This is a genomic window from Sandaracinus amylolyticus, from assembly GCF_021631985.1.
GTDB lineage: Bacteria > Myxococcota_A > Polyangia > Polyangiales > Sandaracinaceae > Sandaracinus > Sandaracinus amylolyticus_A.
Genome location: NZ_CP070225.1, coordinates 9,845,931 through 9,862,563 on the forward strand (window position 1 = coordinate 9,845,931; position 16,633 = coordinate 9,862,563).

Annotated in this window: 17 protein-coding genes; 7 read left to right on the top strand and 10 right to left on the bottom strand. The window is 71.0% G+C overall.

Features of this window, described 5'->3' with window-relative positions:
• Positions 1-81: 81 nt before the first annotated feature.
• Both I5071_RS41840 and I5071_RS41845 read left to right on the top strand, forming a co-directional pair.
• Positions 82-1,596, top strand: coding sequence for an RCC1 domain-containing protein (locus I5071_RS41840; protein ID WP_236518995.1), 1,515 nt, complete (start codon positions 82-84; stop codon positions 1,594-1,596).
• Positions 1,597-1,641: 45 nt separating this feature from the next.
• Complete coding sequence (locus I5071_RS41845) at positions 1,642-3,099, top strand: SLC13 family permease (protein ID WP_236518996.1); 1,458 nt, start codon at positions 1,642-1,644, stop codon at positions 3,097-3,099.
• A 10-nt stretch (positions 3,100-3,109) separates the two neighbouring features.
• Here the strand turns inward: I5071_RS41845 and I5071_RS41850 are convergent, their stop codons facing one another.
• From I5071_RS41850 to acs, 6 genes are all read right to left on the bottom strand, one after another.
• Entirely contained in the window at positions 3,110-4,468 is a 1,359-nt protein-coding gene (locus tag I5071_RS41850) for an SRPBCC family protein (protein ID WP_236518997.1), read from the bottom strand.
• Positions 4,469-4,564: 96 nt separating this feature from the next.
• Positions 4,565-5,356, bottom strand: coding sequence for a hypothetical protein (locus tag I5071_RS41855; protein ID WP_236518998.1), 792 nt, complete (start codon positions 5,354-5,356; stop codon positions 4,565-4,567).
• A 43-nt stretch (positions 5,357-5,399) separates the two neighbouring features.
• A complete protein-coding gene (locus tag I5071_RS41860) occupies positions 5,400-6,122 on the bottom strand; it encodes a hypothetical protein (protein ID WP_236518999.1) in 723 nt (240 codons plus the stop codon).
• Entirely contained in the window at positions 6,122-6,796 is a 675-nt protein-coding gene (locus I5071_RS41865; RefSeq protein ID WP_236519000.1) for a hypothetical protein, read from the bottom strand. Before I5071_RS41865 ends, I5071_RS41860 begins: the two co-directional genes overlap by 1 nt.
• 167 nt (positions 6,797-6,963) lie before the next feature.
• Complete coding sequence (locus tag I5071_RS41870; RefSeq protein WP_236519001.1) at positions 6,964-7,191, bottom strand: hypothetical protein; 228 nt, start codon at positions 7,189-7,191, stop codon at positions 6,964-6,966.
• A complete protein-coding gene (acs, locus tag I5071_RS41875; RefSeq protein ID WP_236519002.1) occupies positions 7,188-9,137 on the bottom strand; it encodes an acetate--CoA ligase in 1,950 nt (649 codons plus the stop codon). The genes I5071_RS41870 and acs overlap by 4 nt, the downstream gene beginning before the upstream one ends.
• 207 nt (positions 9,138-9,344) lie before the next feature.
• On the opposite strand from acs, the gene I5071_RS41880 reads away from it, so the two are divergent.
• The 3 genes from I5071_RS41880 to I5071_RS41890 are packed head-to-tail and all read left to right on the top strand — an operon-like array spanning position 9,345 to position 10,781.
• Positions 9,345-9,692: a hypothetical protein gene (locus I5071_RS41880; RefSeq protein WP_236519003.1), complete on the top strand. Its 348-nt coding sequence runs from the start codon at positions 9,345-9,347 to the stop codon at positions 9,690-9,692.
• An 18-nt stretch (positions 9,693-9,710) separates the two neighbouring features.
• Positions 9,711-10,220 (top strand): hypothetical protein, encoded by a 510-nt coding sequence (locus tag I5071_RS41885; RefSeq protein ID WP_236519004.1) that lies wholly within the window; start codon positions 9,711-9,713, stop codon positions 10,218-10,220.
• A gap of 30 nt (positions 10,221-10,250) precedes the next feature.
• Positions 10,251-10,781 (top strand): hypothetical protein, encoded by a 531-nt coding sequence (locus I5071_RS41890; protein ID WP_236519005.1) that lies wholly within the window; start codon positions 10,251-10,253, stop codon positions 10,779-10,781.
• Here I5071_RS41890 and I5071_RS41895 read toward each other — a convergent pair whose 3' ends face one another.
• The gene (locus tag I5071_RS41895) at positions 10,782-11,486 is read right to left on the bottom strand and encodes an SDR family NAD(P)-dependent oxidoreductase (RefSeq protein WP_236519006.1); all 705 of its coding nucleotides are present in this window, start codon (positions 11,484-11,486) and stop codon (positions 10,782-10,784) included. It abuts the gene before it with no gap.
• A gap of 170 nt (positions 11,487-11,656) precedes the next feature.
• Here I5071_RS41895 and I5071_RS41900 point away from each other — a divergent pair, with 170 nt between their 5' ends.
• Positions 11,657-12,235, top strand: a complete 579-nt coding sequence (locus I5071_RS41900; protein WP_236519007.1) for a GNAT family N-acetyltransferase — start codon at positions 11,657-11,659, stop codon at positions 12,233-12,235.
• Positions 12,236-12,393: 158 nt separating this feature from the next.
• On the opposite strand, the gene I5071_RS41905 is transcribed toward I5071_RS41900, so the two are convergent.
• Genes I5071_RS41905 through I5071_RS41915 form a run of 3 tightly spaced genes read right to left on the bottom strand, consistent with a single transcriptional unit; the run spans position 12,394 to position 15,427 of the window.
• Positions 12,394-13,419, bottom strand: a complete 1,026-nt coding sequence (locus I5071_RS41905; RefSeq protein ID WP_236519008.1) for a Gfo/Idh/MocA family protein — start codon at positions 13,417-13,419, stop codon at positions 12,394-12,396.
• Positions 13,416-14,621: a thiolase family protein gene (locus I5071_RS41910; RefSeq protein WP_236519009.1), complete on the bottom strand. Its 1,206-nt coding sequence runs from the start codon at positions 14,619-14,621 to the stop codon at positions 13,416-13,418. Before I5071_RS41910 ends, I5071_RS41905 begins: the two co-directional genes overlap by 4 nt.
• A 5-nt stretch (positions 14,622-14,626) precedes the next feature.
• A complete protein-coding gene (locus tag I5071_RS41915; protein ID WP_236519010.1) occupies positions 14,627-15,427 on the bottom strand; it encodes an enoyl-CoA hydratase/isomerase family protein in 801 nt (266 codons plus the stop codon).
• A gap of 95 nt (positions 15,428-15,522) precedes the next feature.
• On the opposite strand from I5071_RS41915, the gene I5071_RS41920 reads away from it, so the two are divergent.
• Entirely contained in the window at positions 15,523-16,566 is a 1,044-nt protein-coding gene (locus I5071_RS41920) for a hypothetical protein (protein ID WP_236519011.1), read from the top strand.
• The last annotated feature ends 67 nt before the right edge of the window (positions 16,567-16,633 follow it).

The following is a 16,633-nucleotide window of genomic DNA, read 5'->3' on the forward strand; positions in this document are numbered from 1 at the left end:
CGCGAAGGGAACCCCTCGCGCGCGCCATTCATGGCAGAGCACGCTGCCGTGGATGGCGCTGCGCGCGCTCGTGGTGGAACGATGAGGACTTCGATCTTCTGTGTGCTCGTGCTGGTCCTGGTGGCGTGCGGCGGAGACGACGACGCGCCGGGCGAGGGCGGAGGCTGCGAGACGTCGGAGCAGTGCGCGGACGGGCTGCTCTGCGTGCTCGGTGCGTGTCGCGAGGAGTGCACCGGCTACCGCGACTGTCCGATCGGCGCCGCGTGCCTCGAGGACGGCGAGGGCGTGCGCGGATGCCGGCTCCCCGAGGAGAACGAGTGCACCGAGGGCGCGTGCCCGGCGGGCACGACGTGCACGAACGGCGCGTGCATCGCGTCGTGCACGAGCTCGGCGAGCTGCGGCGGGACCGAGTGCGTCGCGGGCGCGTGCGAGGACCCCGCGGTCACGCGCATCTACTGCGAGGACCTCGCGTACTGCGGCTCGGGGATCTGCGACTTCGGCGTGTGCGACGACGATCTCGCGATCGCGCCCGGTGCGATCACGACCTGCGCGCTGCGCGTGTCGGGTGACGTCGACTGTGCGGGCAGCGATGCCGACGGGATGCTCGGCGACGGACCGACCGGGCCCGAAGAGGGCGGCGTCCGCGGGCTCTTGTTGCCGATCGTGCTCGACGAGCCGGCGATGATGGTCGGCGTCGGCGCGCAGCACGCGTGCGTCGTGATGGACACGAGCGAGGTGCGCTGCTGGGGCCGCGGAGATCGCGGGCAGACGGCGACGGCGGGGAGCGTCGATGCGCCGATGCTCGCGATCGACGCGCCCGCCGAGGAGGGCACGGAGATCGACGATCTCGCGATCGGCGCGCACCACGCGTGCGTGCACCGCGCGTCGGGCGCGATCGAGTGCTGGGGCAGCGACGAGGCCGGGCAGCTCGGCGATGCGACGGAGCACGCCGCGTGCGAAGCGGGCGTGCCGTGCAGCGCGACCCCGGTGGTCGTCGCCGGCCTCGAGGACGTCGTCGATCTCGACGCGGGCGATCACGCGACGTGCGCGCTGCGCGCCGATGGACGCGTGTCGTGCTGGGGACGCGCCGAGCTGCTCGGAGAGGCACCCGAGGGCACGAACAGCTGCACGATCGAGGGCGCCGCGACGACGTGCCGCACCACGCCGCTCGAGGTGCCGGGCATCGAGGGCGCCGAGGCGATCGCGGTCGGCGGATCGCACGCGTGCGCGATCGTGACCGACGGTGTCGTGACGTGCTGGGGCACGAACGACGCGGGCCAGGCGGGCGAGACCGTCGCGCTGCCCTTCGCGGCGATCGCGATCGACGCGGGACGCGCGCACACCTGCGCGGTGCTCGCGGACGATCAGGTGTGGTGCTGGGGTGCGGCTCCGGTCGCGCAGGGCACGCCGCAGCCGGTCGAGGGCCTGCCCGCGGCGTTCGGGATCGCGAGCGGTCGTGATCACGCGTGCGCGCGCACCTTCGACGGTGAGACGTGGTGCTGGGGACGCAACGTCGAGGCGCAGCTCTCGCGCGAGACGTCGAGCGAGAGCGGCGAGCCCGGGCGCGCGCGAAGGAGCCCCGGCACCGGCGCGTGATGTGTCTGTTGACGCCGTCGCGCCCTCGGGCGACACAGCGTCATCGTGGGCGGGGGCGACACGAAGGGCAGGGCGCGTGTGATCGCGGGGGCGATCCTCGCGCCGCTCGCGTTCGTCGCGCTCTGGCTCGCGCCGCTCCCGCTCGAGCCCGCTGCGCATCGGCTCGTCGCGCTCTTCGCGGCGGTGCTGATCGCGTGGGTCACCGAGGTCGTCGCGGTCGCGGTGACCGCGCTGATGATCGGCCCGGCGCTCGTCGCGCTCGGCATCACCGACGCCGCGACCGCGTTCCGCTACTACGCCGATCCATTGCTCTTCCTCTTCGTCGGCGGGTTCATGCTCGCCGAGGCGATGCAGCGACACGGGCTCGATCGCCGCTTCGCGAGCGCGGTGGTCGCGCTGCCCTTCGTGCGGGGATCGGCGTTCCGCACGCGCGTCGCGATCATCGTCGCAGCCACGCTGGTCTCGATGTGGATCAGCAACACCGCGACCTGCGCGATGATGCTGCCGATCCTGCTCGGCCTGCCCGGCCTCGAGCGACCGGAGAGCCGCCACGAGAAGGATCCCGCGACCGGGCCGCTGCTCGCGCTCGCCTACGTGTGCTCGACCGCGGGGCTCGGCACGCTGATCGGCACACCACCGAACCTGATCACCACGCGCTTCCTCGAGGACGCCGGCGTGCGCATCGGCTTCCTCGAGTGGATGGCGCTCGGGGTGCCCGCGGCGATCGTGCTCTCGATCGTCGCGGCCGCGATCACGCTGCGTCGCGGCGACGCGCCGAGCGAGCGGGTCTCGGCACCATCGACCACGAGCGCGTGGACGCGCGGCGAGAAGGTCACCGCGCTCGCGTTCGGGCTCGCCGTGATCGGATGGACCGCGCCCGCGTTCTTCGAGGTCGCGGGCGCGTCGTTCGCCGATGCGATGAACGATGCGATGCACCCCGGCGCGGTCGCGGTGCTCGCGTGCTTGCCGCTCTTCCTGGTGCCCGATCCCGCGCGCAAGAACGAAGAAGGCGAGGTCCCGCCGGTGCTCCCCTGGAGCGCCGCGGTGCGCATCGACTGGGGCGTGATCCTGCTCTTCGGCGGCGGCATCTCGCTGGGCACGCAGCTCGAGCGCACCGGGCTCGCCGCGTCGATCGGGCGATGGGTCGTCGAGACGACGGGCGCGACCGACGTGTGGACGCTCTGCGCGGTCGCGTGCTTCGCGACCGTGGTGCTCAGCGAGGTCGCGTCGAACACCGCGGCCGCGAACATCCTCGTGCCGCTGGTGATCGCGATCGCGCAGCAGCTCGGTGTCTCGCCGATCCCGCCCGCGCTCGCGGTGGGCGTCGGCGCGAGTGTCGGGTTCATGCTGCCGATCGCGACCGCGCCGAATGCGCTGGTCTACGCGACGGGGCGCGTGCCCCAGACCTCGATGATGCGCGCCGGGCTCGTGCTCGACGTCGCGTGCCTGGTGCTGGTGCTCGTGCTCCTGCGCCTGATCTGCCCGCTGATGGGCTGGAGCTAGTGTCGCGTGCTCAGCGCCGGGCGTCGGACTCCGACAGACGCGCGATCTGATTCATCACGCGCAGGTGGATCGTGTGGATGAGCTGATCGGACCACCACGCCCAATACGGGCGCGGGAACACCTCGAGTCGGTACCAGGTGCGGCCCGACAGGCGCGTTCGACCACCCTCGATCGGCTCGAGCACGAACTGGCCGCGCGTCGTCGCGAAGAACCCGTCGAGGTGCGGCGGACGCGGGCCGTCGAACGGCGTCATCTCGCGCATCGCGTCGGGCTGCTCGCGCACGTCGAACGAGAGCTCGCGCCCGGGGCGCCACACCGTGATCGGCTCGACGAACTCGCCTGTCGTGAACTGGCACCTTCGCACCGCGCCCACGCCCTCACCTTCGATCACCGCGCCCGTCGGCGATGCCACGCCGAGCCGGAAGAGCAGCTCGGTCGGCGGCGGAAGATCTTCGAACGCGAGAACGCGATTCCACACGACCTCGGGCGGTGCATCGATCTCGATGGTCGACGTCACGACGCGCTCCGACTCCGGCGGCAGCGGCGAGAGCAGCTCGCCCGCGAGCCAGAGCGGCAGGAGCGCCATCGCCGCGCCCGGCGCCTCGCGCGGCGCGCCCGCGAACGACACGATCACCGAGCCGATCGCGACGCCGACGAGACTGCCGAACACCGCGAGCGGCGAGGCCATCATCAGGCACACGAAGCCTTCGATCGCGAACGCGAGCATCGCCGCGAACGAGAGGCCGAGCGCGATGCCCGCGGCGAGGATCGCGAGACCGGCGCGCGGCGCGTGGAGGCGCGCGACCGTCAGCGTCGCGACGAACCCCGAGATCGTCGGCGCGCCGAGGAAGAGCGCTGCGCCGTACTCGCGGAAGAGCCCCACCGAGATCCCGACCATCGCGAGCGCCACCACCGCGCCGACGACCCCGCCGATCGCGACCGCGACGCCCGGACTGCGCGGAGGCGCGCCCGGAGGCGGCTCGCGGTATCCGGTCGGCCGTGGTGCGAGCGGCTTGCTCGGCACGGCCGCGATCGCGAGGAAGAAGATCAGGTTGGCGAACGGCGCGAAGAAGAGCCCGACGAGCCAGGAGGGCAGCCCCGCATCGACCAATCGCCGCGCGGTCAGCCACACACCGACTGCGATGAAGGGCAGTGCGACTGCCCACATCGCGAGCCAGTACGTCAGTCGACCGCCCGGCGAGAACAACGGCGCTTCCATCGGGCTCACGTAGAAGAGCACCGAGTACGGCTGTCCGAAGAGCCGCGACACCAGCGCATCGAGCCCGATCTTGATCGCGAAGAGCACGACTCCTGCGACGAGGAACGGACCGCGCGGAAGCGGCGCGTGACGATCGAAGAGCACCCCCATGCGCGCGATGGTACCGGGCGGTCGAGCCCGCGCGCGAATCAGGGAGAGCGGCGCGCGCTCGCGACGACCGGCACCAGCTCCTCCGCGCCGAGTCTCTCACCAGACCTGCACGGTCTCGGCGCGATCACCGAAGCGCACGACGAGCGCGGAGGGCACGAAGCTGCGGCCCTTGTACTGCGGCTCGACGATCAGCTGCGCGCTCTGACCGCCGCGCACGAGCTGCTCGATCTGCATCGTGATCTCGCGCATGCGCGCCGCGGCCTGCGGCGTGACGTACACGACGTTCTCGGGCATGCGCCCCATGCCGGGCACCAGCTCCACCGCGACGAGCGCGCCGGTCTGCGCGACCTGCTCGGCAGCCGCGCGCGAGTCGACGTGATCCCAGGACGTTGCCTGTGCAGCCTGCGGCGGCACGTACGGCTGCGGCTGGTACGCAGGGACCATCCCCGCCATCAGCCCACCACGCCTCCGCATCGACCAGAACGAGTAGATGAAGATCGCCGGGATCGTGATGCAGGGCAGGAAATACCAGAGGTACGACGCGAGCCCGCCCGAGAGGCCGGCCGGTCGCGGCGTCGCGAGCGCCGGCATCGCGAGCGTCGGGTTGCTCCGCTGCTGCACCTGATAACGAACGTAGGGCAGCGTGTAGCCCGCGTAGTTCGCGTCGTCGGCGAACATCTCGCACTGGCTGCGCTCCGCGGAGCGCCGTCGCTGCGGGATCACCGAGCCGTGGATGCGCTCGTCGCCGCGGAACACGCCGCAGTCCGCGGGCCCGAGATCGGTGCAGAGCCGCGTCTCGAGATCACCGCAGGGGTCGTAGATCAGCGAGCACCCCGAGAGCGACGAGACGAGGAGCGCGAGCGAGAAGCAACGAAGGGTGGTTGTCATGCGCGCGCATCATGGCAGCGCCGGATGCAGCGTGCGACTTCTCTCACACGGGGACGAAGCTGCGCCCGCAGGACGAGCACACCCACGCACGATCGTGCGTGAGCCGATACCGCTCGTGGCGTGCGCCGCAGTGAGCGCACGCGCGTCCCGGTGGATCGAGCGTCAGCCACACCGCCTCGGACGTCCACGGCGCGGGCAGCGACCACGGACCTTCCTCGGGGATCGTGATCGGCGCGTCGAGAGCGCCTTCGCTGGGCAACGGTCGAAAGCGCGCTTCGACGCCGCGCTCGAGCGGGACGAGCCACACGAGCTCGTCCTTCGTCGCGCCGACCTTCCGGATCCACGGCACCGTGGGCCTCGCGCGCGCGACCATCGGCACCTCGAGGCGCGTGATCCCCGTCGCGCGCAGCCAGTCGCGCAGCACCGTCGGCGCGGTGTCCGGGAAATAGTGGTGACGGCGCGGGTCGCCGAGCGCGCGCAGCGCGATCGTCGCCGGTGAGAGCAACACGTCGCGCCCTGCCTCTCCGTGCGTCCGGAGAATCTGCGCCACTTTCCCGGCGTCGTGCTCGTGCTCGATGCGACCGTCCTCGCCGCGGAGGATCGATCGCATCGAGTCGAGCACGCGACATCCGCGGCACTCGCCGCTCGCGCACGTCGCGCACGAGCGAGCCCCACAGCGCGCGCACTCCGCGTCCGTCCTCGCGCCACCGTCGCGGCACCAGAGGCAGTGCGTCCGCGTCACGCCGTGGCCCCATCGCTCGTCCATCACGTCACGCCATCGTTCTGCACGCGCTCGCGCAGCGCCACGAGCAAGCGCTCGCGCGCGGCCCAGATCACGGCGACGTCGAGCTTCTTGCGCGTCTCGCGATCGAGATCGCGCCACCGCTCCCAGTCCTCCGCGCCCTCGCCGCTGCCCTCGCTGCGCGCGACGAGCCCGACCGCGTACGTCCAGAGCACGAGCTCGTCCTGGATCGATCCCGCGCGCGCCACGGCGCGAAGCACCTCGGGCGCGACCTTCATGCCCTCGTCACGACACAGGCGGTGCAGCGCCTCGCGCGTCGCGCTGCCGCCGTGCCTCGCGCGCTTCGCCGCGCGCGGCCCCGCGTGACCCGGGCCACGACGCAGCTGCGCATCGACGACGCGCCCGTTCCACTCGAGGCGCTCGACGTGGAACGACGTGTGGAGGAACGAGCTCACGAGCGCCGCGAACGCCGCGCGATGCTCGGACGCGACCACGAGCTGGCGCGGCAGGCGCGGCTCGAGCTCGCGCAGCCAATCGGCACAGCGCGCGGGATGCGCGATCGCCGCCTCGGCCTCGCGCGAGAGCAGCGTCGGATCGTGCAGCGCCTCGGACGCGATCCAGATCCAGAGCTCGTAGGCGCGCGCGTGGAGCTCGAGGACACGCTCCATCCGCGCGCGATCGATGGTGCGGAGGGTCATGACGCGCGCGCATTTCAGCGCCCGTGCCGCGCCCGATTCCCCATGCGATCGCGCCGGTCACTTATCGCGCGCGATAGGCCGCGATACACCCATCTCGCCCGACGGAACGACGACGCCCGAGCTCTCGTCGAGCGCCCGGGCGTGCGTGCGGTGGATTCGAAATTTCTTCAGCCCTTCGCGCCGGCCGCCTTGGCGGCGGCCTGCTTCTCGCGCCACCGCGCGAGCTTCTTACGACGACGGGCCTTCTGCTTCTTACGGGTGGGGGAGTCCTGCGGTGCCGACATGGGGGCGATCGATATCACGGTTTTCGGCGGCGTCACTGGTGCGCGGCGCGGACGCGCCACGATCTCGGCGCTGATCGCAGCCGCATGCTCTCCCACCAGCCGCCGCGTCACTCCTCGTCGGAGCGCAGCTTCGCGAGCACCGAGAAGTCCTCGAGGGTCGTCATGTCGCCCTTCACCTCGCCGCCCGACGCGAGCTCCTTCAAGAGGCGCCGCATGATCTTGCCGCTGCGCGTCTTGGGCAGACCATCGGTGAAGCGGATCTCGTCGGGCCGCGCGAACTTGCCGATCTCCTGCGCGACGTGCTCGAGCAGCGCGCTCTTGAGCGCCTTCGTCGGCGGCTCGCCCTGCTTGAGCGTGACGAACGCGACGAGCCCCTGTCCCTTGAGCTCGTCGGGACGCCCCACCACCGCGGCCTCGGCGACGCTCTTGTGCGCGACGAGCGCGCTCTCGACCTCTGCGGTGCCGAGGCGATGCCCTGCGACGTTCACCACGTCGTCGACGCGCCCCATCACCCAGAAGAACCCGTCCTCGTCCTTCCGCGCGCCGTCGCCCGTGAAGTACTTGCCCTCGAAGCGCGACCAGTACGTGTCCTTGAAGCGCTGATCGTCGCCGTAGACGGTGCGCATCATCGAGGGCCACGGCTTCTCGATCACGAGCAGTCCGCCCTCGTTCGGGCCCGCCTCGGTGCCGTCCTCGCGCAGCACCTTCGGCACCACGCCGAAGAAGGGCACGGTGCACGAGCCGGGCTTCGTCGAGATCGCGCCGGGCAGCGGCGTCATCATCATCGCGCCGGTCTCGGTCTGCCACCACGTGTCGACGATCGGGCAGCGCTCGTTCCCGATCACGCGGCGGTACCACATCCAGGCCTCGGGGTTGATCGGCTCGCCGACGGTGCCGAGCAATCGAAGCGACGAGAGGTCGTGCTTCATCGGGTACTGATCGCCCCACTTCACGAACGCGCGGATCGCGGTCGGCGCCGTGTAGAGGATCGTCACTCCGTGCCGCTCGATGATCTCCCAGAAACGCCCGGGATCCGGGTGATTCGGCGCGCCCTCGTACATCAGGCACGTCGCGCCGTTCGCGAGCGGGCCGTACGCGATGTAGCTGTGGCCCGTGACCCAGCCGACGTCGGCGGTGCACCAGTACGTGTCGTCTTCGCGCAAGTCGAACACGAACTTGCTCGTGGTCGCCGCGCCGACCATGTAGCCGCCGGTCGTGTGCAGCACGCCCTTGGGCTTTCCGGTGGTGCCCGACGTGTAGAGGATGAAGAGCGGGTGCTCGGCCGGGAGCTCCGCGGCGCGATGCTGCGCGCTCACCGTCCCCACCATCTCGTGCCACCAGAGATCGCGGCCGCGATCCATCGCGACCTCGTTGCCCGTGCGCTTGAGCACGATCGTGTGCTTCACGCCGGGCGTCTCGCGCATCGCGCGATCGACGTTCTCCTTGAGCGGCACGACGTGCCCGCGGCGCCACGCGCCGTCCTGCGTGACGATCAGCTTCGCCTTCGCGTCGTTCACGCGATCGCGCACCGCCTCCGCGGCGAAGCCGCCGAAGATCACGGTGTGGATCGCGCCGATGCGCGCGCACGCGAGCATCGCGATCGCGGCCTCGGGCACCATGCCCATGTAGATCGCGACGCAGTCGCCCTTCTGCACGCCGAGCTTGCCGAGCACGTTCGCGAAGCGGCAGACCTCGCGGTGCAGCTGCTGATAGGTCAGCACGCGCACGTCGCCGGGCTCGCCCTCGAAGATGATCGCCGCCTTGTTGCGGTGCGATCCCACGAGGTGTCGATCGAGGCAGTTGTACGCGAGGTTCGTGGTGCCGTCGGCGAACCACTTCGCGTGCGGCGGGTTCGACCAGTCGAGCCCCTGCGTCGGCTTCTCGAACCAGTGGAAGTCCTCGGTCGCGATCTCCAGCCAGAACGCATCGGGGTCTTCGACGCTGCGGCGATAGAGCTCCTCGTATCCCTCGCGCGACGACACGCGCGCCTGCCTCGCGAACTCGTCCTGCGGCGCGAAGACGCGCGACTCGCGCGAGACGCTCTGGATCGAACTCATCCCCTGGCCTCCATGTCGATGTCGGATCGAGGAGTCTTCCACGGGACGCAGGATGCTGGAACCCCGCACCGCCCGAGATTCGCGTGGAATCGCGGCGATGTCGCGAGTCGCGACGATCCCGTGTGCGATCGTCTCGATTCGAGTCATCTCGTCGTCGGAACCGAGCGCGCGCGTGCGGTGTCCGAGCACTCCGACCAGGAGGCTCCCATGCTCGAAGCGTTCCGGCTCGGTGGTTGGGGGATGTTCCCCACGCTCGTCTTCGGTCTGCTCGCGATCGCGGCGTCGCTTCGTTACGCGGTGCGTCCCGACTCCCGCTTCGTTCCACTGCTCGTCTCGAGCGCGCTGCTCACGCTCGCGGCGGGCTCGCTCGGGTTCGTCACCGGGCTCATCGCGACGTCGACGTACATCGCGGACGCGCCCGATCACCGGGTGTGGCTGATCGGGCTCGGCGAGTCGCTGCACAACCTCGCGCTCGCGCTGATCCTCGTGGGCTCCGGGCTCGTCGCGACGACGGTCGGCGCGCTGCGCGGGGTGAACGCATCGCGCGCGACCTGAGGTTATGCTCGCGAGCCCGTGATCGATCTGCACGCGCTGCGCGAGAAGTATCGCGAGATGAAGAGACTGCGCGAGCAGCACGACGCAGGCTCGCCCGTCGATCCGCGCCCGGCGATGCGCGCGCTCGCGACGCGCTTCCCGGGCGCGCTGCGCGAGATCGACGAGCTCCCGATGGACGCCATCGACGCGCGCATCGCGTCGCTCGATCGTGCGCTCTCGGGCGCCGAGATCGAGCCGTGGATGCGCGCGCTCGCGCGCTATCACGCGTGGATGCGCCTCGCGCTGCGACTGCGACTCGCGTGTGCGAGCGAGCGGAGCGAGGCGCGTGCGCGAGAGTGGCTCGAGGGCGCGGCGCGCCCGCACGACGACGACGTCGATCCGCGCGGGCTCGACGACGCGACGTTGCACGCGATCCTCCGCCCGCCCGAAGGACGCCTGCATCGCGTGGTGCTCGCGCGCGTCGCGCTCGAGCTCGGCGTCGACGCGCAGACGATCGACGGGTATCTGAAGGGCCCTCGTCGCCGCTGATGGAACGCAGCTCGCATGGCCGCGCGCACGATGACGACTGACACGATCCGCAACACGCTCGCGATGCTCGCGCTCGTGACGACGGGCTGCAGCAGCAGTGCGCCCGAGGTGTCGCTCGCCGAGCTCTGCGGCAGCCCCGATGCGTTCGCCGATCGCGACATCGCGATCGACGTGACGATCGATCCGAGCGCGCTGACGCTCTGGGAATCGACGCTCGTGGCGTGCTCCGAGAGCAGCCCGTGCTGCAACGCGGGGACGTACTTGTTCGAGCTGCCGTGCGCGAGCGACGTGCCGATCGTGATCGTTCCCGCAGGGCTCGCGAGCGACACCGACCCCGGACGTCTCGCGTGCAGGGGCGGAGCGCCGGGCGTGCTCCCCGCGGAGTGCGAGCCGACCACGTGCGGCACGGCCGAGGTGCGCGCGATCGAGCGCATCGAGGGACGCATCCGGCGCGGCATCGTGACCGCGCCGTTCGGCGAGCAGGTGCGCGAGCTGGTCGTCCACGCGTACAGCTGGGGCCCGATCGCCGACGCCGGCCCGCTGCCCGACGCCGCCCCCTGATCACCAGGTCTCGACGTTCGGCCTCACGTCGAGCTCGAAGGTCCACGCCGAGCGCGGCTGCCGATGCAGCGTCCACATCGCCTCCGCGACGTCGTCGGGCGCGAGGAACGCCTCCTGCGGCAGGTCGCTCCGCATCGCGCGGGTGCGCGGCAGATCGACCATGCCGTCGACGATCACCACCGCGACGTGGACGCCGCTCGGCCACAGCGTTCGCGCCATCGACTGTGCGAGGCTGCGCTGCGCCGCCTTCGCCTGCGCGAACGCCGCGAAGCGAGCGCCGCCGCGCAACGACGCGGTCGCGCCGGTGACGAGGATCGTGCCGCGACCACGCGCCTTCATCGCGGGCGTCACCTCGCGCGACGCGTGGAAGAGCCCGAGCGTGTTGACCCTCCACGCCTGCTCGAGCTGCTCCGCGCTCACGTCCTCGAACGTGCCGAAGACGCCCGAGCCCGCGTTGTGGAGGAGCACCTCGGGCTCGCCCATCTCGCTGCGGATCTGCGCGAACGCGCTCGCGATGCTCGCTCCGTCGGACGCGTCGCACGCGAACGCGCGCGAGCCGGGGAGCTCGCCCGCGAGCGCGCGCGAGTGCTCGAGCCCGCGCGCGAGCAGCGCGACGGCGTATCCCTCGCGCGCGAAGCGCCGCGCCAGCGCGCCGCCGATCCCCGGGCCCACGCCGATCACCACGCACACCGGTCTCGTCGTCATGCGAGGGAGCCTAGTACTGCTGCCCGGATGTTCGTTACGGGATCGATGTTCAGCCCGGAACGAACGGCCGGGCGGCAGTACTAGGAGAAACCCGGAACGAAGTTCCGGGCAGAAGGACTAGAGCCCCGAACGTCGTTGCGTCAGCCGTGCCCGCATCGCAAGGAAGCGCGATGCGCTCCCTCGATCTCGACGCGGCGTTCGCGTCGTTCCCGGTGCTCGAGACCGAACGGCTCGTGCTCCGCGCGGCGATGCCCAACGACGCGCTCGACCTCTATCGCATCCTCTCGGACCCACGCGTCACGCGGTACTTCGGCCGCCCGCCTTGGACGGCGCTCGCGCAGGCGGAAGAGCGCATCGCGGTGACCGACGCCGCGTTCCGCGAGCGCAAGGGCATCCGCTGGGTGCTCTCGCTGCGCGGCAATCCGCGCATGATCGGGAGCTGTGGGTTCTGGCGCATGGTGCCCGAGCACCTGCGCGCCGAGGTCGGCTACGAGCTCGATCCCGAGCAGTGGGGCCACGGCTACATGCCCGAAGCGCTGCGCGCGATCGTGGCATTCGGCTTCGACGTGCTGCGCCTCCACGCGGTCGAGGCGCACATCGATCCGGAGAATCGGAATTCCGCGCGCGTGCTCGAGAAGCTCGGCTTCGCGCAGGAGGCGTACTTCCGAGAGAGCTACTACGAAGCGCAGAACGATCGCTTCACCGACACCGCAGTGCTCACGGCGCTCCGCACCACTTGGCGGCGATGAGGGGAATTCCTCTAAGGAGAGCAGGAAAGCAGGAGAGGAAGGCGGAGAAGCTCGCTACGGATTTCGTAACGCTACGGATTTCGTAGCGCTACGGATCTCGTAGCGCTCGAATCTCCTGCTTTCCTTTCTTCCTGCTCCCCTCAGAAATTCTCTTGGTCTCAGAGCCCGATGTCGACGCGCCTTCCCGCTTCCGCGAGGGATCGCTGACCGGCCTCGAGCACGCGCACCACCGCGTGGCCGCTGCGGCCGCTCGCGAGGGGCGGGACGCGCGTGCGCACCGCGTCGAGGAACGCCTCGGTCTCGCGCCCCAGCGGCTCCGCCATCTTGAGCGCGGGCACCACGATGTCGCCGGTGCGGATGCGGACGCCCTGCTCGTACGTCAGCGCGGCGGGCGGCGGCTCCACGCCCTTGTCGAAGAGCGTGAGCTTCATGTCGGGCGACGCGTCGTCGAACACCGCCATCTTCTTGGTGCCCACCACGGTGAGCCGGCGCGTCTTGTGGGGATCGAGCCAGCTCACGTGCACGTGCGCGAGCTTGCCGCCGCGATAACGCACCGTCGCGAACACGACGTCCTCGATGCCGCGCTCCTTCTGGAGGAACACGCCGCCGCTCGCGCTCACGCTCTCGGGCTCGGCGTCGAGCAGGTACGCCGCGACGCTCAGATCGTGCGGCGCGAGCGACCACCACGCGTTCTCGTCGCGACGCACCACGCCGAGGTTCGTGCGCTGCGACGTGACGTAGAGGACCTCGCCGAGCTCGCCGCTGTCGACGATCTGCTTCAAGCGCTCGACCGCCGGATGATAGAGCAGCAGGTGCCCGACCATCAGGATGCGCTCGCCGCGCTCCGCGAGCTCGCAGAGCTCGGCGCTCGTCGCCGCGCCGAGCGTGAGCGGCTTCTCGACGAGCACGTCGCGCCCGCGCTCGAGCGCCTTCTTCGCGAGGTCGTGGTGGGTCGGCGCGTCGGTCGCGATCACGATCGCGCGCACGCCCTCGTCGGCGAGCACGTCGTCGATCGACGTCGTGGTCTTCACGTCGGGCCACGCGCGCGTGACCGGGGCGAGCGCGGCCTCGCTGCGATCGCAGACCCAGCGCAACGACGCGCCGCGCTGCGACGCGAAGTTGCGCACGTGGTTCTTGCCCCAGCCGCCCGCGCCGACGACCGCTACGCCGATCGATTCCGTCACGCGCGCTCCAATACCACGGCGAGGCCCTGGCCGACGCCGATGCACAGCGTCGCGAGCCCGTAGCGCGCACCGCGCTTCTTCATCTCGTGCGCGAGCGTCACGACGATGCGCGCGCCGCTGCACCCGATCGGATGCCCGAGCGCGATCGCGCCGCCGTTCACGTTCACCTTCGCGGGGTCGAAGCCGAGCTCGCGGATGCACGCGAGCGACTGCGCCGCGAACGCCTCGTTGAGCTCGACGAGATCGATCTGATCGGCGCGCAGGCCCGCCTTCGCGAGCACCTTCCGCGTCGCGGGGATCGGGCCGATGCCCATCACGTTCGGGTGCACGCCCGCGACCGCGCTCGCGACGACGCGCGCGAGCGGCGTCGCACCGTTCGCCTTCGCCCACTTGCTCGACGCGAGCAGCACCGCGGCCGCGCCGTCGTTGAGCGGCGACGAGTTGCCCGCGGTGACGCTGCCGTCCTTCTTGAAGACCGGCTTGAGCTTCGAGAGCGCCTCGACGCTCGAGTCGGGCCGCACGCCCTCGTCGCGATCGACGATCGTGTCCGGCGCGCCCTTCTTGCCCGAGGGGATCGACACCGGCGCGATCTCGTCGGCGAAGCGGTTCGCCTCCCACGCGCGCGCCGCCTTGCGGTGCGACTCGACCGCGAACGCGTCCTGGTCCTGGCGCGAGATCTTGTGGTCGGCCGCGACGTTCTCCGCGGTCTCGCCCATCGAGATCAGCGGGAAGCGCTCCGCCATCTTCGGGTTCTGGAAGCGCCATCCGAGCGACGTGTCGTAGACCGTCGGCGGCGTGCGCGGGAACGCCTCGTCGGCCTTCGCCATCGCGTACGGCGCGCGCGTCATCGACTCGACGCCGCCCGCGACGATCACGTCCGCGTCGCCGACCTTCAGCGCGCGCGCGGCCTGGATCACCGCCTCGAGCCCCGAGCCGCAGAGGCGGTTCACGGTCACGCCGGTGACCTCGTCGGGCAGCCCCGCGAGCAGCGACGCCATGCGCGCGACGTTGCGGTTGTCCTCGCCCGCCTGGTTCGTCGCGCCGAAGATCACCTCTTCGAGGCCGCGCTTCGCGACGTCGTTGCGCGCGAGCAGCTGCGTGATCACGTGCGCGGCGAGATCGTCGGGCCGCACGGACGCGAGCGCTCCGCGGTGCTTTCCGATCGGCGTGCGCAGCCCATCGAGGATCAGTGCGTCTTCCATCTCCATCATTCTCCCGCGAACGTCGGCTTGCGCTTCTCGTTGTACGCCTGGATGCCCTCGCGCGCGTCGTCGCTCTCGAAGAGGCGCTGCTGGAGCTCGCGCTCGAGCGCGAGGCCCTGCTCGAGCGCCATCTCCGCGCCGGTCTGCACCGCGCGCTTGATGTGTCCGACCGCGAGCGACGCCTTGTTCGGCGGGCAGAAGCCGCGCGCGTACTCGAGCGCGCGATCGACGAAGCCGTCCTTCTCCCAGACGTGGTTCACGAGGCCGAGCGTCTGCGCGCGATCGAAGTCGATCAGCGTGCCCTCGGTCATGAGCTCGATCGCGCGCGCCTTGCCGACCAAGCGCGACAGGCGCTGGGTGCCGCCGGTGCCGGGCAGCACGCCGAGCGCGACCTCGGGCAGGCCCATCTTGCCGGTGCCGCGCGCCGCGACGCGCAGATCCGCGCTCATCGCGATCTCCATGCCGCCGCCCACGCAGTGCCCTTCGATCGCCGCGATGACGAGCTTCGGCGTGTGCTCGAGGCGCAGCATCGTCTCGTTGGCGTGCAGGCAGAACATGTACTTGTAGCGGGTGGTGACGCGCCCGAGCATCGCGATGTCCGCGCCCGCGCAGAAGAACTTCTCGCCCGCGCCGGTGAGCAGGATGACGTGCGCTTTCTCGTCGAAGCGCGCCTCGAGGATCGCGTCGTCGAGATCGCGCAGCATCTCGTGCGAGTACGCGTTCGCCGGAGGGTTCGTGAGCTCGATGCGCGCGACGCCGTGCTCGTCGCGCCCGTAGCGGACCAGGCCGTTCTTCATCGGAGTCATGGGTGGCCCAAGCCCTCCCACGGCACCCGAGAAGAGTCGATGCGAGCCCTCACGAAAGGCTTCACGATGCGACCTCCGAACTGGAGGGGCAGGACATGAACGCACCGATCGCGAGCGCGCATCGACCTTCGACCGAGTGGCGCGAGGTCGTCGGCGAGGACGAGGAGACACGCTTCGAGGGGTACGCGAAGCAGCTCGCCGAGGTCCAACGCGCGAGAGCGAAGGCGGGCGAGCTCGACCGCGCGCTGCACGCGAAGTCGCACGCGGGTGTGCTCGCGGAGCTCGAGGTGCTCGGCGATCTTCCCGAGCACGCGCGCCACGGGCTCTTCGCGACGCCGCGCACGTACGCCGCGTACGTTCGGCTCTCGCCGGGCAGCGGCGTGCACCAGCACGATCGGCGCGCGGACGTGCGAGGTCTCGCGATCAAGGTCGTCGGGGTCGACGGCCGCAAGCTGATCCCGGGGATGGAGGACGCGCGCACTCAGGACTTCCTGATGATCCAGTCGCGCGCGACGCCGTTCCGCGATGCGCACCAGTTCGTCGACGTCGTGCTCGCGGCGGTCTCGCCGCTCACGCGGCTGCCGCGCGTGGGATGGAAGCACGGGTTCGGCACGCTCGCGGGATGGCTGCGCGCGTTCGCGGCGGGGACGAAGCCGATCGGCTCGCTCGCGGAGCTCACGTTCTGGGCGCCGCCGCCGATCCGTCTGGGTCCGTATGCGGTGCGCTACTCGGCGCAGCCCCACGCGCCCGTCGCGCCGTCGAGCGCGCCGAGCCATCGCGACGGGCTCGGGCACGATCTCGCGGAGCGCCTCGCGAAGGGCCCGATCGCGTACGACCTGCGCGTGCAGTTCTTCGTCGACGAGGCGCGCACGCCGATCGAGGATCACTCCGCGGAGTGGCCCGACGAGGTCGCGCCGCACGTGACGGTCGCGACGCTGCGCATCCCGCAGCAGGATCTGCGCAGCGAGCGCGGGAAGGCGATCCACGAGTACGTCGACACGCTGTCGTTCGACCCGTGGCACGCGCGCGAGGACATGCGCCCGCTCGGCAGCATGAACCGCGCGCGCAAAGCGGCGTACCGAGAGAGCGTCATCGCGCGCAACGCCGCGAAGGAGCCCGACGGCAGCGAGCAGTGGTGAGCGACGGAACGCGAAACGCCCCAGAGCCTTCCGGCCCGGGGCGTTTCATCGAGCGCCTCGTGACGTG